Annotated in this window: 16 protein-coding genes and 2 pseudogenes; 13 read left to right on the top strand and 5 right to left on the bottom strand. The window is 38.1% G+C overall.

The window, feature by feature from the left end; genetic code table 11:
* Positions 1 to 8 precede the first annotated feature (8 nt).
* Genes icmH through tssH form a run of 4 tightly spaced genes read right to left on the bottom strand, consistent with a single transcriptional unit; the run spans position 9 to position 6,014 of the window.
* On the bottom strand, positions 9 to 812 hold the full coding sequence (gene icmH, locus FTT94_RS11290) for a type IVB secretion system protein IcmH/DotU (RefSeq protein WP_111885479.1): 804 nt from the start codon (positions 810 to 812) through the stop codon (positions 9 to 11).
* 9 nt (positions 813 to 821) lie between these two features.
* Entirely contained in the window at positions 822 to 2,186 is a 1,365-nt protein-coding gene (gene tssK / locus FTT94_RS11285; protein ID WP_180152698.1) for a type VI secretion system baseplate subunit TssK, read from the bottom strand.
* Positions 2,187 to 2,191: 5 nt separating this feature from the next.
* Positions 2,192 to 3,322, bottom strand: a complete 1,131-nt coding sequence (gene tssA, locus FTT94_RS11280; RefSeq protein ID WP_078193367.1) for a type VI secretion system protein TssA — start codon at positions 3,320 to 3,322, stop codon at positions 2,192 to 2,194.
* 19 nt (positions 3,323 to 3,341) lie between these two features.
* On the bottom strand, positions 3,342 to 6,014 hold the full coding sequence (gene tssH, locus FTT94_RS11275; RefSeq protein WP_180170814.1) for a type VI secretion system ATPase TssH: 2,673 nt from the start codon (positions 6,012 to 6,014) through the stop codon (positions 3,342 to 3,344).
* Between the two features lie 373 nt (positions 6,015 to 6,387).
* On the opposite strand from tssH, the gene FTT94_RS11270 reads away from it, so the two are divergent.
* The 13 genes and pseudogenes from FTT94_RS11270 to FTT94_RS11210 all read left to right on the top strand — a co-directional run bounded on the left by FTT94_RS11270 (position 6,388) and on the right by FTT94_RS11210 (position 23,181).
* Complete coding sequence (locus FTT94_RS11270) at positions 6,388 to 7,083, top strand: hypothetical protein (RefSeq protein ID WP_111885475.1); 696 nt, start codon at positions 6,388 to 6,390, stop codon at positions 7,081 to 7,083.
* A 15-nt stretch (positions 7,084 to 7,098) separates the two neighbouring features.
* Complete coding sequence (tssB, locus tag FTT94_RS11265; RefSeq protein ID WP_078193364.1) at positions 7,099 to 7,602, top strand: type VI secretion system contractile sheath small subunit; 504 nt, start codon at positions 7,099 to 7,101, stop codon at positions 7,600 to 7,602.
* Entirely contained in the window at positions 7,595 to 9,079 is a 1,485-nt protein-coding gene (tssC, locus tag FTT94_RS11260) for a type VI secretion system contractile sheath large subunit (RefSeq protein WP_168379480.1), read from the top strand. Before tssB ends, tssC begins: the two co-directional genes overlap by 8 nt.
* Before the next feature lie 47 nt (positions 9,080 to 9,126).
* Positions 9,127 to 9,630 (top strand): type VI secretion system tube protein Hcp, encoded by a 504-nt coding sequence (locus FTT94_RS11255; RefSeq protein WP_180170813.1) that lies wholly within the window; start codon positions 9,127 to 9,129, stop codon positions 9,628 to 9,630.
* Between the two features lie 70 nt (positions 9,631 to 9,700).
* Positions 9,701 to 10,177 carry a type VI secretion system baseplate subunit TssE gene (gene tssE / locus FTT94_RS11250; RefSeq protein WP_078190770.1) on the top strand — a complete coding sequence of 159 codons (477 nt, stop codon included), beginning with the start codon at positions 9,701 to 9,703 and terminating at the stop codon, positions 10,175 to 10,177.
* Between the two features lie 15 nt (positions 10,178 to 10,192).
* Positions 10,193 to 12,001: a type VI secretion system baseplate subunit TssF gene (gene tssF / locus FTT94_RS11245; protein WP_180170812.1), complete on the top strand. Its 1,809-nt coding sequence runs from the start codon at positions 10,193 to 10,195 to the stop codon at positions 11,999 to 12,001.
* A complete protein-coding gene (gene tssG / locus FTT94_RS11240) occupies positions 11,965 to 12,957 on the top strand; it encodes a type VI secretion system baseplate subunit TssG (RefSeq protein WP_180170811.1) in 993 nt (330 codons plus the stop codon). Before tssF ends, tssG begins: the two co-directional genes overlap by 37 nt.
* Positions 12,958 to 12,959: 2 nt before the next feature.
* Positions 12,960 to 14,405 carry a hypothetical protein gene (locus tag FTT94_RS11235; RefSeq protein WP_180059871.1) on the top strand — a complete coding sequence of 482 codons (1,446 nt, stop codon included), beginning with the start codon at positions 12,960 to 12,962 and terminating at the stop codon, positions 14,403 to 14,405.
* A gap of 28 nt (positions 14,406 to 14,433) precedes the next feature.
* On the top strand, positions 14,434 to 18,264 hold the full coding sequence (tssM, locus tag FTT94_RS11230) for a type VI secretion system membrane subunit TssM (protein ID WP_180160248.1): 3,831 nt from the start codon (positions 14,434 to 14,436) through the stop codon (positions 18,262 to 18,264).
* 57 nt (positions 18,265 to 18,321) lie between these two features.
* A complete protein-coding gene (tagF, locus tag FTT94_RS11225; protein ID WP_078190765.1) occupies positions 18,322 to 19,281 on the top strand; it encodes a type VI secretion system-associated protein TagF in 960 nt (319 codons plus the stop codon).
* Between the two features lie 20 nt (positions 19,282 to 19,301).
* Positions 19,302 to 20,048 (top strand): OmpA family protein, encoded by a 747-nt coding sequence (locus FTT94_RS11220; protein ID WP_257224792.1) that lies wholly within the window; start codon positions 19,302 to 19,304, stop codon positions 20,046 to 20,048.
* 399 nt (positions 20,049 to 20,447) lie between these two features.
* A pseudogene (locus FTT94_RS11215) lies at positions 20,448 to 22,076 on the top strand (long-chain-fatty-acid--CoA ligase).
* A 241-nt stretch (positions 22,077 to 22,317) separates the two neighbouring features.
* Positions 22,318 to 23,181, top strand: coding sequence for a DMT family transporter (locus FTT94_RS11210; protein WP_180170810.1), 864 nt, complete (start codon positions 22,318 to 22,320; stop codon positions 23,179 to 23,181).
* Here FTT94_RS11210 and FTT94_RS11205 read toward each other — a convergent pair.
* Positions 23,178 to 23,294 (bottom strand): annotated as a pseudogene (locus FTT94_RS11205) (transposase); the annotation flags it as partial. The gene FTT94_RS11210 and the pseudogene FTT94_RS11205 overlap by 4 nt on opposite strands.

The following is a 23,294-nucleotide window of genomic DNA, read 5'->3' as shown; positions in this document are numbered from 1 at the left end:
TCTAAGTCTTATGGTAAATGAATGGTGATATAAGCCTGTTCCGATGGGGCAGTTATGACGTTTTGATATTGTGATAACGCCTGATTATTTTGGCTAGATAACATATATCTCAGTCCACCAAATGCTAATACAGCAAACAATGCCCAAAAGATAATGATCCAAAAAAATGGTAATTCACGGTGAATAATGTTTTTAATTTGATCCGGCAGTGCCGCGAAAGGCGAAAACGCCTTTTTACCTTTCATATAATCAATTTCATCACCGACACGTGCAACGAGTGAATTGAGCATTTCAATCGATTCAAGTCGGTATTTACCATGAAAACCAAGGAGCATGCAGTAATGATAAACTTCAAGTGCTGCTAAACGATCTTTATTCTTAGAACGAATTTGCTCTAAATTTTCAAAAAAGCGGTAACCCGCAAGCTGTGAACCAAAAAGACTTAATTGCAATGGATTCATCATCCAATTGTTTTGTAAATCAAAAAAGCGTGCATCTTGTTGGGTGACAATGGTTTCATCTAATAAAGCGCAATAGGCATATTTTGCGTCCGTGATATCTTCATTGCTGAATTGAAGCTTACGGGCTTGGCTTTCAAATCGGTTTAATAGATCCATAATTTTTGTCCTGAAACTTTCAGGGCTGGATGGAACATATTGATTTTTGAGTAAGAAAACAATGTAAAACCCATCATGCAGTAGATCAACTAAATTAGTTGAACTGTTGATTTTCGGTTCAGCACTTGGTTTTGAAGAGCCTAATCCTATTTGACCGTCGTCAAAAAGTGAAGGGGCATTATTTGAAATATTCATGATTGCTCCTTAACCATTCATCACAGCAATAAGTTCAATCGAGATATCTTGGAAGCCAGCTGGTATGTAAACGCAGATGGATTCAGAATCAAGCATACGTTGATACAAATCATTATTTGGCTCAACTTCAAAATAACTCACACCTGAACGTACCGGAATTGCTGTTGGCACTTGCATCATATGTTGCAATGGCACAGCCGGTAATGCCGCCATGACACGCTGTTCAACATCAACGGTATTACCGACTTTAAAGCGCAGCGGTACATAAGAAATAATGTCATGTGTAGGCATCACACTACTTGAAACAGCTAAATACAGGCGAGAATCGCGAGTAATTTTGTCACTTTCAAGGCTGCCCACCCAGTAGGATTGACGCGTTTCTTTCAAGTTAATACTGATATATCGATTTGAAATAATCGTATCGAGCAACTCACGTAAAATCACATCTAATTGAGCAAAACTTTCTTGCAAATTATGATGTTGATACTGTGGGAGTTGATCTACTTCATAAGCTGTAGAGAAGGTGAGTAAAGAACCTGTCAGACGTAATAATTCAAAATATAAACGTTCAGGATGAATCAGTGGATATTGCAATAAATGGTTCAGGGTTGCATGCGCAGTATTTAGCGCATTAACCAACCAAAATGACACGATATCACCTGAACGGAATTCAATTAACTTTTGTTCGTTTTCACGATTATTCGATTGAATGGTTTTTATTTTAGCTTTGATAATATTTAGCGTTCGTTTAAGCCCCGTAATCAGCGAATCACACGAACTAATATGTAATATTGGTGGGATAAATTGATAATCTAAAACAAAATTACCAGAACTTTGGCGCTTGATTCGGCCAATAGGCATGTAAAGGAAACCATCAAGATTATGCTGTGGTTCTTGACCTAATTCAAAGATTTTAAACTCTGCACGGCGGCGTAATAAAGTGATTTCAGCAGCCGTCGCATCTGTAAACAAATCATGAGTTTCAGTCAAATGTGAATGATAGCGACTCGATTGGGTATTTTCTTCAAAATTGACGTTTCGTTTATTCGGTTGAACGATCGGTAATGCTAAATAAATTTGCATTTCACCACGTAAATTTAATGAATCAAGTAGTACAGGCTCAGGTAATAAATCTTGTGCAGGTGCTTGATAAATCTCGCCATCTTGCCAAATCATTTCGACTTTATTCAAAGCCAAAATATTGGTACTGAGTTGTGATTCATCAAAAATTAAACTTTGAATACCATAAGCGAACGGTATCGTTGCGCGAACCGTATGGTTTAAACGCTGTTCATGATAAGCATCTTGTAATTGAAAGTGTTGTGGGCGTAAAAATAATCCTTCACCCCATAAAATTTTTTCTGCTTTAAACATTGTTTTTACCAGTCGCTATTCGATTCATTGCTTTGTTGCTGAACACCTAACATTTCTTGTACAGCTTCAAGAGGGTTTTCATCCTTAATCACATGAGTTAACCATTCATGCAGTGGCATTTGTGACCATTTAATGGTCTTTTGCAGCATATAACTGACAGGGCTATGCGGCTCATTCACTTGGAAATAGTCCGCAATATCTTGCAAGACTTTCATGGCTTGTTCACGGTTTTCAAGATGATTTTGCACTTGAGGTTTAAATTGCTGCGTATGCTGTTGTTGTATTATTTGCATATCATTCTGCACGGAAGTTACAGTGGAAAGTGTCTGGCTTTCAATTGGAGAATTTGATTGAACCTGTTCAGCGCTCGATGAATTGATAAAAGCATCTGCTTTATAGATTTTTTTTAAGCTCAAGTGAATCATTTCGATTTGAGAGTCAATGCCAGCAAAGCTTGGCGCATCTAAACCCATCAAATCATCAAGAGTCGTTTTTAAGTTTTCCCAATGGTTTAAAATATCTAAAAACTGTTGGTAATACTGGTATTGAATTGATTTTGACGTATTGAACAAGGCATGTTCAAACTGTTCCATACCATTAAAAGACTCTTCTTGATCATCATCTTCATGGTTGGATTTACGTCTTTGGTTTTGAACATGAAGTAGTCGATCATAGTCGGATAGGGAATACGCTGCCGCGCCATGAACGATTGAAACTGATTTAATTAATGTTGGGATTTGATTAATTATCCCTTGTAATAAACCTAGACGTTGATCAAGGTCATCATCTTCAATTTCAGGATGAAGTTGTAGCCAAAAGTCTTGCAAACTTTTTTGTGTAAGTTCAATCCCTTTGGCAATCCCTTCGAAACCATGAATGTGAGTCCACGCTTCAAGCAACCAACCATATAGGCGAATATCTTTTGTATGTTCGCGAAGTAGATCTGACGATTTTTGGTGCACAAAGCCCCAATCTGCCTGTTTTGGTTCTGCGATCCAGTCGCCTTGATCCAAGAGCGGGTCATCTTGTGTTTTAGCTTTTTTAATTGCATGAAAATCATTTGAAAATGAAAAATCACTACCGCAAGGTAAATCATCCGTAATCGGTTGCAATAAAGCGTCGAGCTCTAAACTCATATTCTACATCGTTCCTAACTTATGCTTCTAAGGTTTTAGTCTTTTTGCTGCTGCGTTTTTTCGCAGGTTTACTTTTAGGATCTAAAACATAAATAATTTCATCGTCTTTGACATCGATTTCAATGACTGATGGAATCTTTTGCTCGCTCATTGCCATGAGTAATTCAGTGGCTAAAGCAGGTAAGACCGTCGCATTTAAAATGTTATCGACATTACGTGCACCACTATCGACCTCAGTACAGCGACTTAATAATAATTCGACTAAATCATCGGTATAACGTGTTTGCGTACCATATTGTTTTTCAATACGCGCGGTGATTTTGCCTAATTTATGCTGAATAATGCGTACAAGCAGATCATCGTGTAAAGGGAAATACGGCACAATACGCATACGACCTAAAAATGCCGGCTTAAATTGTTTATACAATGCTGGTTTTAATACATCTAAAAGTTCTTCTGCTGACGGCCATTCTTCTACTGGCTGATTTAAACAAGCCTGCATAATGGCACTTGAGCCTGCATTTGAAGTCAATAAGATCGTGGTATTTTTAAAATCAATTACACGACCTTCGCCATCTTCCAAAGTACCTTTATCGAATACTTGGTAGAATAGCTCTTGAACATCGCTGTGTGCTTTTTCAATCTCATCGAGCAAAACCACACTATATGGATTTCGGCGAACTGCTTCTGTCAGTACGCCGCCTTGGCCATAACCGACATAGCCCGGAGGAGCACCTTTTAAAGACGACACGGTATGTGCTTCTTGATACTCAGACATGTTAATGGTGATTAAATGTGACTCACCACCATATAACTCGTTTGCTAACGCAAGTGCTGTTTCGGTTTTACCCACACCACTTGGGCCAACCAGCATGAAAACGCCTTGAGGTTTATTTGGATCTTCCAATTTTGCCTTAGAGGTTTTAATGCCTTGTACCAGTTGATGCAGTGCATAATCTTGACCCATCACACGTTGTTCTAACTGTGCTTCAAGCTTCAAAATTTGCTGAATTTCATCATTCACCATTTTACCAACAGGGATGCCGGTCCAGTCTGAAATGATTTCATTAATAATTTGAGCATTTACACGTTCAAAAACAAGCGGCGTTTGACCTTGTAAAGTTGCCAGTTGGTTACGAATATTGCTTAAAGTTTCAATATTTTCTGGTTTTTGCTCGGACTCTTGTTCAAGCGTTTTAATCTGTTGAACGATTTCGAGTTCTTTTTTCCACTGCGTTTCTGTCGACTGAATTTCTTGTTCAAGCGCGGATATTTGTGTTTTTACACTTTCAATGCGTTCGTGGTGAATAGGAATATTCTTATGTTCATTTTCAAGAATCGCCAATTCAAGCTTCAAATTATGTAATTGAGCATGAAGTTGATCCAATTTTACAGGTTGTGCATTTTGCGTTAACGCAACACGCGCAGAAGCCGTATCTAAGACACTAATCGCTTTATCAGGCAATTGACGGCCAGTGATATAACGGTGTGATGCATGGACTGCAGTAACGATAGCTTCATCGTCAATTTGTAAATTGAAATGTTTTGCCATCACGGGAATCATGGCACGCAGCATATCGATTGCGACTTCTTCAGTCGGTTCTTCAACCTGAATTACTTGGAAGCGTCGGCTTAATGCGGCATCTTTTTCAAAATACTGCTTATATTCAGCCCATGTGGTTGCGGCAATGGTTCTTAACTCACCACGTGCAAGCGCCGGTTTTAACAGGTTTGCAGCATCATTTTGACCTGCTTGACCACCCGCACCAATCAACGTGTGTGCTTCATCAATAAATAAAATGATTGGATGTGCAGAGGCTTGAACTTCATGAATGACTTGTTTTAAGCGATTTTCGAATTCACCTTTAACACTGGCGCCCGCTTGTAGCAAGCCCATATCTAAAGTATGAATGCTGACATTTTTTAAAGCATCTGGAACTTGGTTGGTTGCGATTTTTAATGCCAGACCTTCAACAACGGCCGTTTTACCAACACCAGGCTCACCCGTTAAAATCGGATTGTTTTGACGACGACGCATCAAAATATCTAGCATTAGGCGGATTTCAAACTCACGACCAATCACAGGATCAATGTCACCATTTTTAGCTTTTTCAGTAAGATTAATGGTGTATTGGTCTAGAGCTGGTGTTTTAACTGGCGTAGTTGCATTCGTTTGTGCTGCTGATTTTTCATCTGGTGATGCAGTTGCTAAATCTTCATTTTCAATGCTCTTTAGGCAAAGATCTAAAAATTTATGTTTAATCGTATCGATAGGTAATAAATCGAAAAGAGAAGAAGCTCTTGCTGCAATTTGGTATAAATCTGGCGCGGTAAGGAGCGCAACAAGTAAATGACCACTACGAATTTGTGGATCTTGTTCAGCAGATGCTAATAACCAAGCTTGTTCAAGTAAGCGCACAATGGATTGGGCAAAAATAGGAGTGCGCGTATTTCCTTTTGGAAGTTGAGCAATACTTTCTTTGAGGTCATCTGCCAAACCATCTGCAGAAACTTTGTATTTTTCTAAGAGTATTTGAAGGTCATTTTTATTGTTATAGGTTAATAGTTCGAGTAAAAAATGTTCAATTTCGATTTCGTAATTTTGTTGTGAAATACATGTATTGGCTGACTTTTCGAGTGAAATGCGGGCGTGAGGTGAAAGTTTAGTAATTAAAACTTTTAAATTATTCATAAATAACTCATCAAATTTAGAATCCACAGTACGAAATTTTACAAGTTTGACTGTGATCTCTTTTTTCTTGCTATAAAAATAAAAACTTTAAAATCAACACCTTATATATTATTAGTGTCTTGCTTTAGGCGATATAATACAGACTAAATAAAAAAAGGAAAAAGATTTTTTTATAAAATGAAACAAAAAAAAACAAATAGTCGACAAACTTTGGAGTATTTGGCACATTTTTGTATTGACTCTATGTGCTTATTTTTTGTTAAATCTGCAGCATATTTTTAATTTTGATAAATGAAGAGAAAACCCACGGGAAAATAAGTGGTGATTTCTCCACATAAATTAAGTTTTAGCACGTAGAAATACAGAGGCAATTTTGAATAAATTTAGTGTTTTATTACCTATAATTTTAGCAGCCAGTTTAACACAAACCGTTTTTGCAAAAGATAAAGCGGCATCTGTGAAAAAATCCTGTTTAAAGGATTATCCACTGGCAGTAGGTGATACAGATCCAGAGATTATTGGTTTTTATAATCAGTTATGCGACAAAAAAAATAAGAAAAATGAGAACTTAAAAAATGAAATTTTTGTAGATATTGCCAAAAAATATCAAGCTAATGGTTACAATTTAAAAGCATTGCAAGCGGTCAATCTGCTGCGAGAAAAGAACTATCAGTCGCCTGAACTTACTGATGTCACTTTTTTAGCAGGTATCGCTATTTCTTATAATGCGCTGAATCATATGCGGAGTAATGAAAATCGTACTCTAGATGAACAGACCTATTCTCCTGCCAAAGTGTTGTCGGATAATATTCGTTATATTCAGCCGACGATTGATAAATCTACGTCTGCTGCAGCAGATGTTCGTGAAAAAAGTACAGAATCTTCGAGCAATGTGAAATCTAAACAGACAACACCAGCTAAAAAACGAACCAATACAGCGTCTACCAAGTCTAAACAAACGACTACAGCAGCAAGCAAAAAGAAAACTACCACGACAGCAAAAACGCAGACTACAGCGAAAAAACCTGCTGCCAGTGGTTCACCTTTCGATACATTAAAAAATAAATAACAAGGAAAAGCACTCATGGCAAAACGTGAAAGTGTACAGAAAAAACTTCAACGAATTCGTCCTCCTCGTGTTCAATTGACTTACGATGTTGAAGTTGGCGACGGTAAAGAAATTAAAGAATTACCATTCGTTGTAGGGGTGTTAGGTGATTTCTCAGCGGCATCTGAAGTAGAGAAAACCAAATTAAAAGACAAGAAATTCATTAATGTTGATTTAGATAATATTGATGAGGTAATGGAGTCTTTAGCGCCACGTGCTAATTTTCAAGTTGAGAATACCTTGACTGAAGACGGTGGAAAAATGTCGGTAGATCTTACATTTAAGAGCATGGCCGATTTCACTCCAGAGCAAGTTGTACAACAGGTTGATCCATTACAAAAGTTAGTTGCTGCACGTGAGCGTCTGTCTGACTTGCGTAATAAAATTTCAAATAATGAACGCTTAGAAGATTTACTGGATGAAGTGTTACATAACACTGATCAAATTCGTAAGTTGAGCGTGGAGGCAGAAAATGAGTAATTTTAATACTGCAACTGCTGCAAACCTTGAAGCAACCGAAGAATATTCACTTTTAGATTCAATTGTCGAACAAAGTCGTATCGCGCGTACAGATCAAGAACATGATCGTGCAAAAAGTTTGATTGGTGAACTTGCCAAAGAAGTCATGGCAGGTACCATCACCGTTTCGGACAATATGACTTTATCAATTGATAAGCGTATTGCTGAAATTGATGCGTTGATTTCATCTCAGTTAAGTAAAATCATGCACCATGCTGAATTTCAAAAAATTGAATCGACATGGCGTGGTTTGTATTATTTCTGCCAAGAAACACCTTCAAACTCTTTAACAAAAATTCGTATGTTAAATACGACGAAAAAAGAATTGATTAAAGATTTCCAAGGTGCGACCGATTTTGACCAAAGCACATTGTTCAAAAAAATCTATGAAGAAGAATATGGATCATTCGGTGGTGCGCCTTATGCAACATTGATTGGTGACTTTGAGTTTGACCGTACTCCATCTGATATGTATTTGCTTGAGCAAATTTCACATGTCGCTGCGGCTGCACACGCACCGTTTATTTCGGCTGCAAGCCCGAATATGTTGGGTCTAGAATCTTTTACTGATATTGATCGTCCACGCGATGTGTCTAAAATCTTTGAAACAGCAGAATATGTACAATGGCGTTCATTCCGTGAAAGTGATGATGCACGTTATGTTGCGTTGACAATGCCACGTGTATTGGGTCGTTTGCCATATGATCCAAAAGAAGGCATTGCCACTGAAGGATTTAACTTCGTTGAAGAAGTTTCAGGTGAAAATCATAATGAATATTTATGGATGAACGCGGCTTATGCCTTTGGTACGCGTTTAACCAATGCTTTTGATATGCATGGTTGGTGTGCTGCGATTCGTGGTGTAGAAGGTGGTGGTTTAGTTGAAGGCTTGCCTGTCCATACGTTCAAAACCAATGATGGCGAAGTGGTCTTTAAATGTCCAACTGAAATTGCCATTACTGACCGTCGTGAAAAAGAACTGAGTGACCTTGGTTTTATTCCGTTGGTACACTGCAAAAATACGGATTATGCAGCATTTTTCGGTGCGCAATCGACGCAAAAACCTAAAAAATATGATAGCGATACAGCAAATGCCAACTCTGCATTGTCTAGCCAGATCCAATACATCATGGCAGTTTCACGTATTGCACATTATTTAAAAGCAATGATGCGTGACAAAGTGGGTAGTTTTGCATCAGCGGGTAATGTTGAGACCTTCTTAAATGAATGGTTATCGCAATATGTATTACTTGATGATGGTGCATCTCAAGAAGCTAAAGCTCAGTATCCATTGCGTGAAGCTTCTGTAAAAGTTGTAGAAAATCCAGCTTTGCCTGGTCACTACAAATCTGTGGTTTTCTTAAGACCACATTTCCAGTTGGATGAGTTGTCTGTTTCATTACGACTTGTGACCGAGTTACCTCAGTCCTCAAATTAATTTGGGTCAACACTATAATAACTTTAAATAAATAGGTATTCAGAACAATGAAAGATATATACATTCAATTTCGTGGTAAGTACAAAGTAGACGGCGAATCTCGTGATGCAGAGCACAAGAGTTGGTTAGAAGTAAACTCTTGGACGCATAACATCCGTCAACCTAAATCTGCGACTTCTTCAAGCGTGGGTGGTCACACTGCAGAACGTGTAGAACATTCTGATATGGTGTTTGTTAAAGATTTAGACGCGACAAGCCCTAAACTTTGGGAAGCATGTTCAGCAGGTTATACATTTGATGAAGTTCAAATTGATTTCTACCGTGCGAATGGCGACAAACGTATTAAATATCTTCAAATCAAACTGAAACATGTGTTGGTTTCTAGCGTGACACCAACTGTAAATGATGAAGGTGTTCCACACGAATCATTTGGTTTGAAATATGCTGCAGTAGAGTGGACATATAACCAACAAGATATTAACGGTACTGCGAAAGGTGCTGTTACTAAGAAGTGGTCATTATCTAACAACACTGCTTCATACGTAGCGTAATAGATGGATTCAGATAGAGGCTAACTTGGGTAGCCTCTATTTTCATTTTTTTAAATATTTATAAGAAGATATGAATCTCGATCAGCTTTATCCTTATGGTTTTAGAACGACATTATTTGACCGCTTATTACCAGCAGATGCTCAACAGACTCAAGGTCTGTCTTTGCAAGAACTTCGTGAATCTGTTGCTTCCGATTTAGAGGATCTCCTCAATAGTCGTGTGGCAAAATTAGATGAACTGATTGATGACTTTCCATTAGCAAAAAAGTCTATTTTGCAATTTGGCATTATCGATTTTGTGGGCTTATCGACAGCAAATCCATCGGATCGCGACAAAATTTGCCAGTCAATTGAGCAATCGATTGCTGCACATGAACCGCGTTTAAAACAGATTCGCGTCGAAATGCTCATGGATGGCCATAATATGGGGGCACTATGTTTAAGTATTCAGGCATATTTAAATATTCATCCTTTATACGAACCAGTTATTTTTGATGCCTTATTAAAACCAACAACACAACAATATGTTATTTCTCCAAGAGCTTAATGAAGTGGGTTATCTGTGATTGAAGAGCTGTTACCGTATTACGAAAAACAACTACAGGAATTTGGACAACAGTCCCGTGAGTTTGCCAGTAAATACCCCAAAATCGCCCAGCGTTTGTCTTTAAACCAAGAACAAATAGATGACCCGCATATTGAGCGTTTAATTCAAGCATTTTCTCTAATTTCTGCACGGATTGATAAAAAACTTGCAGATAGTTATGACGTTTTTACCCGATCAATTTTTGAGGTGATGTTTCCTCAATATTTAAAACCATTTCCTGCATGTTCTGTGGTGAGCTTCGAAGATATAAATAAAATTAAGCAATTAACAGATCGACACGTTATTCCAAAGGCGACCAGTCTAAAAGCCAAAAGTACGCGTGGTGTTCAATGTGAATATCAGACGGTACAAGAAGTCACTTTATTACCGATTCAATTAAAACAGCTCAATTTCAAAACTCATCCATCGGCACATATGCATTTAAATCAAAATGCTACATTGAGCTTAGGATTTGAAATTTTTTCGAATAAGCACGCTTTACTCAAAAATGAAACTTTGCCGATATTTTTAGACGCTATTTCTAATTTTCCTTTACAGGTTTTAGATAGTATTTTTAAATCGACTACGAGTTTTTCGATTCGTGTGGGGCAGCACATTTTTGATATTGCCAATCCATTTGAAATTATGGGCTTTGATGAAGTTCAAAGTGTTCTACCTATCGATCAGCATACGCATCATGCATATCGTTTATTGATGGAATATTTTTGTGTTCCTGAAAAATTCAATTTTTTAAATCTAAATTTAGATTTCATTAAGTTTTTAAGTTTAGAACACAGTGAATTTGATGTTCAAATGCACTTTAAGCTTAATTTAAACGATCAAGCGGCAATTCGAAATTATTCTGAATTAAATGCTGCAAATTTTAAATTGTTTGCTACACCAATCGTTAATCTCTTCAATAAACAAGCAGAGCCGCAAAAGATTAATCATAAGCGAATGGAATATCCATTGGTGACAGATGCGCACCATCCTGAATATTTTCAAGCCTATAGCATTTTAAAAATGAACATGGTGCGTGAAAAAAGTAACCAAGATGAAGTGTATTATCCTGTACTGCCTTTTTTTGCAATGAGTCATTATCATCAAGATAAAATTCAGTTTTTTTATAGTTTAAATCCGCAGCAGATGAAGAATAAACATCAGGAATTAAACTATTCAATCATATCTCGTGCTTTAGATCCGCATAGCACTCAGTCTGATTTTATTAGTACGGAACTACTATGTAGTAATCGTGAGTTACCTTACGAAAGTTATAATAAAGATCAGAATGCATTAACACTGAATGATAGTAATTTGGCACGTCGTGCTCTGATGCTCAAACGTCCGTCGATTCCATATTATTTTGAACAAAATAAACAAGAACAGTGGCGAGTGATTTCACATTTATCTTTGAATAATATGTCTTTAATGAAAGGCGATGCGGTCTCTCATATTAAAGAACTTTTGGAATTGTATAATTTACCTAAATCAAAAGAAAACCAAATTATTATCGACTCCATAAAAAATATTCAGTTTTCTACCACGCAGAAACTTGTGGATAGTAAACCATTTCCATTATTTGTCAGAGGCTTAAAAGTACAGCTCGATATCGATGCGGATATATTTAGAGGGCATAGCCTGTATATATTTAGTCAATTGCTAGCACATATCTTTAATTTAAAAGTCAATATGAACAGCTTTGTCGATGTCTCGGTTTTTGATGCAAATAGTCAACAGGAGTTATACCAATGCGTGCAGAACGTTGGTGGCAAGAAAGCTCTGTAATTGACGGACTTTTCCAAGAACCGAAAGCCTACGAGTTTGTTCAAGCTACTCGTTTGTTAAGACATGCACCTTATGGAGTAGCTCAAGTCCATTGGGCAAATGACTTTGAGTTTAATAGTTCACTTAATTTGAACTTCCCGAACACTGAAATTGAAAGTTTAGAGTTCAACGATGAGAAAGTTGAACTGACAAATTTAATGGTGGGTTTAACGGGTATTCAAGGTGCATTACCTTATAGCTATACCAATAAGATTAAGCTCAGCGGGCGACATCAGCGACACGAAACACAAAAGTTTTTAGGGCTGTTTAATCATAAATTAACAGCACATTATGTTGATGCCAGTTTAAATTATCATTTACCTATTCGTTATGAAATCGAGCAGGATAATCACTATCTTGATATTTTACATGCATTAAATGGTTATATCCGTAGCCAGCATGATCAGCCTGATTTAGATGATTATTTTGCAGAGTTTTCAGGTTTAATGCAGGGACAAAACAATACAGCGTATGCATTAAAAACCATGCTGAACTGTATCTTTAAGCAGAATTTTGATATTCGAGAATTTATCCCTGAAACTTTTGTATTTGAAGAAGATCAGAGAACATGTTTAGGTGGATCTCAGCCGAGCTTATTGGGGCTGAATACTTTTTGTGGTGAGAAGATTCAACAGATTGACGAAAAAATTGAAATCGTGATTGGACCTTTAAATCATGAAGATTATTTAACATTTTTACCGAATCAGGCACGCAGCCTAAAATTAAAACAAATGATTCAAACTTGGTGCAGTCCAACATTAATGGTGGATGTGCGCTTAATTTTACAAAAAGAAGAAATAAAACCGGTGTGTTTAAATTCTTTGAGCGGAATTGGTTTAGCTCAGGGAGCATTTTTACAGCCGAATAAACAGGTCGATAATACAGAAACCTGTTATGCCTTAATGGGGAATTTATAATAATGCTGAAATTAATAATTGGTACCTTTAGTACGCTTTTTGTTTTGTGTACTGCTTTCGTGATTTTTTACTGGCGAGATACAGGCTATGACCCGACAGCTTTTGACCTGGTCACCTATTTTCTAATTCTTCCTGTCGCTTTATGTGCAATTATTTTGTCGCCTTATTTGATTTATAAGGGCATTCAACATCAAAAAGAAAAAAAATTTGAAGCTGAAAAACGTGCAGAAGAACAAGCTGAGCAACAACAACTTGAGGCCATTGAACAAGCAAAACCGAAGCCTGTCGATGTACAGCAATTTCGTTTAAATGTTTATTCTTCAGCGGCTTGGCATAGTTTTGGTGAAAATGAACAAATTATCCAAGATATTCAACAATTCAAAAGTCCTGAACTCGATGATAAATTATTCAATGCATACGGTTTACCTGTTCTTTCATTTCGAATCAAAGATTTAGATGATCTCACCAATGAAGAAGCGGATGATGAATATAGTGCCATCACCATGCGTGAAAAACGAATCCAGTCACTTATTCAGCAACAACTAGAGCAACACGTTGAAAGTCTATTTTTAATTGCTGAGCATCTGAAGCAATCAGCACTCTTTTATGATAGTGAATTGGCATATCAGTACCGTATGCATCCGGGTTGGGTGGATCCAGATTATACGCAAGATGAACATCCAGAACATTTGGCGAACAATGCACAGCAAGTTTCACGTTTAAATCGTTTAAATGTCCATATTTTGCTTGCTGATAATTTGATTCATCAATGGAATGATGATTATGCTCAAATTATTCAGCAGTATCTATCTGACGGATTTTCGATCATTCCCGAACAAATTCATATCGAGCCACATTTTATCGGCACTCAAGTCGCTTATTCAGAATGGTTAAGCATTTTAGAGATGATTTCAAAACAAAAGTTTGAAGTCAGTTTGATTCTCAATGCTGACTCTGAAATCGACCAAGAATGGATTGATGAAAAGATGTGGTTACAAGAAAAATACATTGCTGCAGAGTTTGCATCGAGTTGGTGTTTGGCTGCTTCAGACGTTCAAGTTCGAGGTTTAACTCCAAATAAAGTGCTACAAGTGGTGGCACATGAGCCTGAGTTGAAACGTAATTTAGAGCTTAAAGCACTGAATAATTTAGATCAGTATGATCAAGAACAACCCTTTTTATTGATGTTAGATGATGCAACGGATATGAAAGCGGTGAAAAAATTACAGTATAAATTTAATGAAACCGCGATTGAAACCTATCATTTTTTATATACAAAACAGAATCTTGGAAATACCCAGCAATTGGCAAAAATTTTTGGATTCATGTTGGGTATGCACTTGCCAGAAGAGTTAACTGCCATGATTTATAGCACAGACCAAGAATCGACATTTGCTTTTATTCAAGCATTTTCAGTAGAAGATGAACTTGAACAAGAAACTGTTTAATTAGAATTAAGACGAAATTGAGAACATTGTGAACACACTATTTTATACGATCCTCGGTTATGTTTGGCAGTACGTCACCAATCCTAAAGCGATGGTGGCTTTGTCATTTTTTGTGGCCATTGTGGCTATGCATAATTCGATTCCGCAAAAGACTTTTTACATTGTGGTTGCTGTTTATATTCTCGGATTAATTCTGTGGGGTATTTATGAATTAGTGCAGCATTATCGTCATAAACAGCAAGGCGAAGAGCTTGCTGAGGCGATTGCCAAAGATAATGAAGCTGAATACGGCAAACAAAAGAATAAAGAAGAACTTGCGCTGATCAATCAGCAAATGAAAGACTCGATTCAACTTATCCGTAAATCAAAACTTGGTGATAAAAAGGGTAATGCAGCGCTATATGAATTGCCTTGGTACATGGTGATTGGTAACCCAGCAGCGGGTAAGAGTTCGGCGATTTATAATTCTGGCCTTAGATTTCCATTTGAAGAAACTCATCAGAAAATGGTGTCTGCAGGTTTAAGTGGGACACGTAACTGCGATTGGTTTTTCTCTACAGATGGTGTATTACTCGATACCGCAGGTCGATATTCTGTTTATGCCGAAGACCATTCAGAATGGTTAGGCTTTTTAAATATTCTAAAGAAAAACCGTTCTAAAGCACCAATTAACGGTTTAATCGTGATTGTTTCTGTGGCGGAGCTTGTTAGTCAAAGTCCTGAAAAATCAATCAAATTAGCCAAAAACTTACGCGCACGTATACAGGATTTGACTGAACGTTTAGAAATTTTTGCGCCAGTGTATATCGTTTTTTCAAAAATGGATTTGATTGCCGGCTTTACTGAATTTTTTGATTGTTATGATAAGGATGAATTTGATCAAGTTTGGGGTGCAACACTGCCTTATGATCCAGACTCATCTGAGCATGCCGTTGAGATGTTCGAAAAGCATTATTCAATTTTATACGATGGCTTGAAGAGCGTCAGTACTACGCACTTGAGTCGTCGTCATTCGCAAAATATTTCTCCAAGTGTAATGACATTTCCACTTGAGTTTAAAAGTTTAAAGCCAGTGTTAAAAACTTTTATTGGTACGTTGTTTCAAGACAACCCTTATCAGTTTAAACCGGTATTCCGTGGGTTCTATTTCACCAGTGCGTTACAAGAAGGTGTGATTGAAAGTCCGATGACCGAACAAATTGCTGAAGATTTTCATTTGGTGAAAAGTACGGATAGTGAGTTTGGCATTCCGACAAATTCTGTTTCGCAAGATCATGGTTATTTCTTAAAAGGACTCTTTTCAACCGTCATTTTAAAAGATAAAAATCTGGTTAAACAACATATCAATCCTGCACGTAAGCGTCAGCGTTTTATGGCATTTATTGCTGCATTATTATTGGTTGCTGTGGTGCTTGGATTATGGGTTTGGTCGTATCGTAATAACCAACAACTCGTGGCTGAAGTTCAGGCAGACCTAGACAAAGTTGTACAAATGGAAAGCCGTAGCGGAAGTGAGCTTTCGACTCAATTGGATGCATTGCTGATATTACAAGGGCATTTACAGCAGCTCGATCATTTTGATGAAGATCGTCCTTTGAAATATAGCTTTGGTTTATACCAAGGGAATAAAATTCGTGAAAAACTCAAAGTTGAGTATTTACGAGGTATTCAACAAATTGTATTGGCACCATCTCAGCAAAATATGGCGCAGTACTTACAGCGCGTTAAAGCCAATGAAGCGACGTTGAAAGAAAATCACGTCAATGTGCAAATCACTCAAGCTGTGAAATCAAATCAGCCCTATTTAGAACCATCGGATACTAATCCTCAGGATGCCTACAATGCACTGAAGGCGTATTTGATGATGAGCAATCATAAATATATGGAATCGAGCCATTTGAGTGACCAAGTTACTCGTTTCTGGCGTTCATGGTTAGATTCAAATCGTGGTCAAATGCCACGTGGGGAAATGATTCAAAAAGCAGAACAAGTTTTATCTTATGCGATGACTTTAGCTGCTGATCCTGCGTTCCCGCAAATGGAATCTGATCCTTTATTGGTTGATCAAACACGTCAATTATTGACGGCTGTTACCATGGGTATTCCTGCACGCGACCGCGTTTATAATGAAATTAAAATGCGTGGTTCGGTACGTTTCCCAGCAGTAACTGTGAAGCAAATTTTAGGTGAAACCGGCCAAAACAGCATGTTGGGTAGTTATGCCTTGCCGGGTATTTTTACTTACCAAGCTTGGAATGATTATGTAAAAGATGCGATTAACCAAGCTGCGAATAATCCGACGGATACTCAAGATTGGGTACTCAATACCAATCGCTCTGATGACCTGACGTTTAGTGGTAGTCCAGACCAGATCAGTAAACAGTTAACCGAACTTTATAAGCAGGAATATATCGCTGAATGGCGTAAATTCTTAAATGCAGTACATTATGGCAAGGGTGCTGATGTTGCTCAGCAGTCACGTTTTATCGATATTTTAGGTGAACCTGAAAATTCGCCAATTCGTAAAGTGGTCGACCGTATAGCGAAAGAAACCAGCTGGGATAATCCAATTGTTCAAGCAGAACTGGCTGCACCTCAGAAAGGCTTTATTGCGTGGTTTAAACGTAAAGTTCTCAGCCGTGATGATGCGCAGCAGGCACAGCAAGTTGCTTCTAAAGCCGGTCAAGGTGTTATTGCAAAAGAGTTTGATGTGTTCTATCAATTGGTTCGTAAACGTGATGATCAGCAAAACAAATCTATTTTAGATGAATACATGCTGTCTTTGAGTCAAGTACGTAGTAAGTTCAATGATTTGAAGAGTGGCGGTGACATGGGGCCTGCAAGCATGACATTGGTGAAACAAACCATCAATGATCAAAGCTCTGTCTTTAATAGCACGCAAAAATTTGTGGATGAAAAAATGTCTGTGGGTCTGAATGAATTAGATCAACAGTTGATTCAAAAACTCTTTATGCAGCCGGTGACTCAGTCATTTGAAGTTCTTTTGATCCCAGCTCAAAACGAAATTAATAAGTTGTGGGCAATGCAGGCGTATCAACCATTTACAACCAATCTTGCACCTAAATATCCATTTAATAGCAATGCTACTTTACAAGCGACCAGTAATGAAATTAGCCAAATTTTTGGTGAAAACGGAAGTATCGCTCGCTTTGTAAAAGAATATTTAGATCCATTGGTGATTCGTCGTGGCTATACCTTAACCACGAAAACATGGAAAGATTTGGGCATTGGTTTAAATCCACAATTCGTAGCGAATTTCCAACGCTATGTTGCGCCAAGTAATGGCGTTGCTACAGGGGAATTGAGTCAAGCAGCACCTGCGGCAACCAATCAATCGAACTTCCAGTTCTTCCCATTAGAAAACACACAGTTACTTTCATATACCATTGATATTGATGGTCAGCGTATGGTGTATGAAAACGGTGTTCAGCAATGGGTGAACTTCGTTTGGCCAAATAAAGGGGCAATTCCGGGTGCACGTATTACTGCAATTGACTTGGAAGGTCAAACGCATACGATTTTTGATGAGCCGGGTGAATATGGTATTAACCGATTGGTTGAAGGCGCTCAGCGTACACAAAATGGTAATTCATTTGAAATGGTGTGGCGTAGCAAACAAAATCCAAAAGTGTTTGTTAAAGTGAATTTCCGTTTAATTAGTGGTAACGCATCTGGCCCAACTACAGGTTCAGGCTATTCAGGTATGACTCTTGTTGATCAAGTGGTGACGAATAAAGGTGTTCGTGTCGTCGCAGCGCAAACGATGCCTGCAGGACAAGCGCCTGTAGCGCCAGTGACTTCACCGATGAGTGTTGTACAAGGAACAGCAACACCATGATGATGAATTTAAAAATGAGAGCGGTGGCATTCGTGCAAAAGAACAAGGAGTGTGACGATGTATGAAGTGAGAACGACACCGCTGTATTATGGAAAATGTCCAGCTCGTGGTGACTTCTTAAAGAGCCGTGAACAATATTCACTGATTCAGTTAATCGATCAGTGGATCACGGAGGCGCTTGAGTTCGCTATGCGTTCAGACAATTTTAATGCAGCGTATAACTCACTGCCTTCATTAGATTTCTTTATTGCCAGTCCAAAAGATAAGCGTTTTTTGGTTGCCAATTTGATTAGTAGTGAAGACAGTTCAAAGCGTCAATTTCCAATGGTGCTCGCTCATCTGCTAGAAATCGATGATCCTTTCGATAATATTTTGTATGCACCATATCGTTATAAACAAACCTTAATTGACTTATATCAGCGTAACCGAGTGATGCGTTCTATTCGCGATCCCGATATTTTGCTCGATAAATTAGGCAAACTGAATAACGAAATTCAAGTGTTCGGGACAGAAGAAACCTCTTCTTTTTATGAGCATCATACGTTGCATTCATTTGCACGTTTATTGAATTTTACGCCTTATCAGTTGGCGCAAAGCATGATTGGTCTCGGTTTGCTGCTACAACCGATTATTCATCAGGGCACGTCTCGGTTGAATAAAGTGTTGATTTTACCAATTAATAATATTAGTTACTGCTATGAAATCGCGGCTTTTTGGGTCAACCTAATTAGTCGTTTTGTCGAAAACCAAGATGCTGAGTTACTCATTGGCATCCTACACAGTGATTCACCTGTTTTACTGTTTGGTTTTCAAGGTGCTGATATTACTGCACTCAGTGATGTTTTCACCCAAAATATGCAAAGTGATCATTGGGTTTCCCTGATCGATGCCAGTTGGATTGATCCTTATCTTGAACAAAATGCAGGCTTAGCCGTTTTGGAACAGTCTTTGAGTGAGCGTCAGATCAGCCTTATTCATGGCATTAAACTTTTTAGACAGACTTTTATAGAAGAATAATGATGCAAAGAATCTTACCAATGTTGCCCAAATTTCTTGCGAGTGTGTGCATTTTAGGCTGTTCGGCTTTGCTCTGGGCAGAGCCTATTGTGATTGAAGGCGCTGTACCGAATGAAGCAACCAAGCAAGAAATATTAAATAAAGCCTATTTGACTTATGGTCAGGCAAATGTGGTTGATAAAATTCAGGTTCGAGCGGTTACTGCACCCAATGGTTGGGGCAATAGCGTAAGCCAGATGATTAATGATGACTTAAAGAAAGTAAAACAGGGGAAACTCTCTGTACGCGGAACGCAAGTCGATTTAAGTGGAAAGATGTCAAATCAAGATGATATCCAACCCACGACCACCAAGTTTCAGTCTTTGGTCACAGCACCTTTTCGTTTCAATGCACAGCTTTCTGTCAATCAGGCTGAACAGGCCATTATTGATGCGGCTTTACGTAATCGTATTATTGAATTTGAATCTGGAAGCGCGATTTTAGCACCATCTGGGGTACAGATCTTAGATGAAATGGTTATCGCACTGAATCGCGTCGGTGGGAAAAAAGTACGAATTATTGGTCACACAGACAGCTCAGGGAATCCTGAGAAAAACTTAAGTTTAAGCCAAGATCGTGCTAATGCAGTTAAAAACTACCTGATTGCAAAGAATATTGCGGCGGCGAACTTAAGTACTGAAGGGATGGGCTCAAATAAGCCTGTAGCAGACAATGCTACGCCTGAAGGTCGTAAGAAAAACCGTCGTATTGAGTTTGAAGTACTATAAATATTGTAACTACAACGGCTAATGCGACGAATGAACCCAGTGTATCTAGACTGGGTTTTTTTATGCCAATTGACTCAGTCGATTATTTGATAACTGAAAACGACATTTTTTAAAGCAGCAGTGTTATAACTAAATAAGACTATATTTTGAATAGGGCTAAAGCTTTAATTTTTGCATTTTATACCACTAAAGCATTCATATTTTGAGCAATAAAACAGTGGATTCTAAAATCAATTAAGGTTAAAACATAAGAATCAGTTTTGGATATGCGTTTCATATCTACTGCTTTAACCTTGTCGATAAAGAACAATCACTTTTGACATGGTGCAAAGTTTTAAAAAATCTGCAGGACAGTGTGGAAAAACAACAACTCAATATGGATGAATGTGGGAGCAAAGAATGCTTGGTAATATGATGTTTAAACCGCTTTTGATTAGTAGCATGATTGAACATGCGGGTCGCTATCATGCGGATAGTTTAGTCATTTCAAAAAATACAGACACGACGATTACGAAAACCACTTGGGGTGAAGTCCATAAAAATTCAAAATGATTTGCCAATGTTCTTGCATCACTCGGTTTAAATTTAGGGGATCGTGTTGCGACGATCGCTTGGAATAACCATCGTCACTTAGAGTCTTGGTACGCTATTTCAGGTAGTGGTTATGTATGTCACACCATTAATCCACGTTTATTTCCAGAACAATTAATTTTTATCATCAATGATGCCGCAGACCGCGTCATGTTATTTGATAAAACCTTTTTGCCTTTAATCAAAGCAGTAAAACCTTTATTAAAATCTGTTGAACATTTTATTTGTTTAGATGGACCAGATGCAGCGATTGTTGAAGCGGTGCCCGATGTGAAGTTTTATGATGAACTCATCGCGGCGCAATCTGCAGACTATACATGGCCAGAACTAGATGAATTATCGGCTAGTTCGTTATGTTATACCTCGGGTACCACAGGCAATCCGAAAGGCGTGTTGTATAGTCATCGTTCAACAGTCTTACACAGTTATGCGATTTGTATGCCGGATTCATTAAATATCTCAGCGCGAGATATTATGATGCCTGTTGTGCCGATGTTCCATGTCAACGCATGGGGTACGCCATATGCTGCGGCAATGGTGGGATGTACTTTAGTGTTGCCAGGCCCAGGTTTAGATGGAGCAAGCCTGACGCAAATGATTGATGATTATAAAGTATCCGTTGCATTGGGTGTTCCAACGATTTGGCAGGGTTTAATCAATGCTGCGCAACAAGTGGGTAGTCAGCTTGAAAGTTTAGTGCGTAATGTGGTTGGTGGATCTGCTTGCCCACCTGCGATGTTGAAAGTGTTTAAAGAACAATTTAACTGCGAAACGATTCATGCTTGGGGAATGACCGAAACCAGTCCATTAGGTTCTTCAAACCAGTTTAAAGCCAAACATTTATTATTATCTGAAGAAGAACAATTACAAGTACGATTGTCACAAGGTCGTCCACCATTTGGGGTCGATTTACGTATTACCGATGAAGAAAACGGGACACACGAAGTTGCACGTGATGGTGAAACGACGGGTAATTTACAGATCCAAGGGCATTGGATTATTGGCAATTACTTTGGCAAAACAGAGTCTGCATTAACCTCAGATGGTTGGTTTGATACCGGGGATATTGCAACCCTGAACGAAGACGGTTTCTTAAAAATTAGTGACCGTTCAAAAGATTTGATCAAATCGGGCGGTGAATGGATTTCTTCTGTTGAGTTAGAAAATTTAGCTATGGGACATCCTAAAATTGCAATGGCGGCAGTGATTGCAGCGACCCATCCGAAATGGGATGAGCGTCCTGTATTGATTGCAATTAAAAAGCCAGATGTCGATTTATCTGATACAGAAATTTTGGATTATTATGCAGATAAAGTTGCTAAATGGCAGGTACCAGATAAAGTGATTTTTGTGGATGCTATTCCTTTGAGCGGAACAGGTAAAATGCTGAAAAAAGATCTACGTGAGCAATTTGGTGCTGTACTACTTGAAAGCTAACTTACTGTAAGTTACCAACTAAATATTGGTAAAGAGCAAAACGCAAAGGTAACATGCCTTTGCGTATTTTTATAAAAACTTAAATTTTGATAAATACCATATTCTTAATATGAGGTTTTTAAATAAAATTTTTTCAATGAATCCATAACCAAGTTCAATGAATAATCTAGCCGTGTTAGGTCGCATTCAATTCAATAAAAGCGTAAATTGATGAGGCATCCACCGTTAAACCACCTTTCTTATGTTTCCAGTTTGGATCTTATTCACTTTAATGGCTGCTTTTATGCAGTCATGGCGCAATGCATTTCAAAAACAACTCAGTACCACTGTTGATGTGTATGGTGTCACCCTTGCACGGTTTATTTTTGGGCTCCCATTTGCCTGCATTTATTTATTTGTGCTGTACCAACAACAGCCTGTGATTCAGGTGACCACATTTACACCTATGTTTTGGATCTATGTTGTGATTGCAGGACTAAGTCAAATTTTAGCGACGATTTTAATGGTCTTGCTTTTTAAACAAAAGAATTATGCCATCGGCGTCGGTTTAGCGAAAAGTGAAGCGATCTTTGCGGCCATTGTTGGAGTGATTTTCTTAAGTGAACATTTAAGTTTATTTGGTTGGATTGGTGTTTTGGTTGGTGGTGTTGCCGTTTTTCTTTTAAGCAAAGGTTCTCAACGACAAAAATTATCTCTGCCAACTTTATGCATCGGTGTAGGAAGTGGATTAAGTTTTGCAATTACCTCTTTATTGGTTCGTGAAGCCAGTTTAGAGCTAAGTGATTTACCGACTTTGCATCGTGCGGCATGGGTGTTGTTGAGTGTAATTGGCTTTCAATGTGTGATTATGCTGTTGTACCTCAGTCTATTTAGCCGTAAAACGCTCATTGCCATGTGGGAGAGAGTAGGTCTGACCTTTCGCGTTAGTGTCTGTAGCTTTCTAGCATCCTTGGGGTGGTTTACTGCTATGAGTATGCAAACGGTTGCGATTGTCAAAACCTTAGGTCAAATCGAAATATTATTTAGTCTTTTAATTTCTGCATATTTCTTTAAGGAAAAACTCGCAAGAACCGATCATTGGGGATTAGCCTTAAGCTGTCATTAAAAAGTAAACATGTATTCTTTTCCGAATTGGTTTGATACTCTCTCCACCCATTGCTCTATTTTATCAGCTGTCATGACTTGAAAGTCTCGCCAATAATATTTCATCTGCTTCCA

The sequence above is a fragment of the Acinetobacter sp. YH12027 genome, assembly GCF_013420085.1.
Taxonomy (GTDB): Bacteria; Pseudomonadota; Gammaproteobacteria; order Pseudomonadales; family Moraxellaceae; genus Acinetobacter; species Acinetobacter amyesii.
This window is presented reverse-complemented; position numbering and strand designations above follow the sequence as displayed.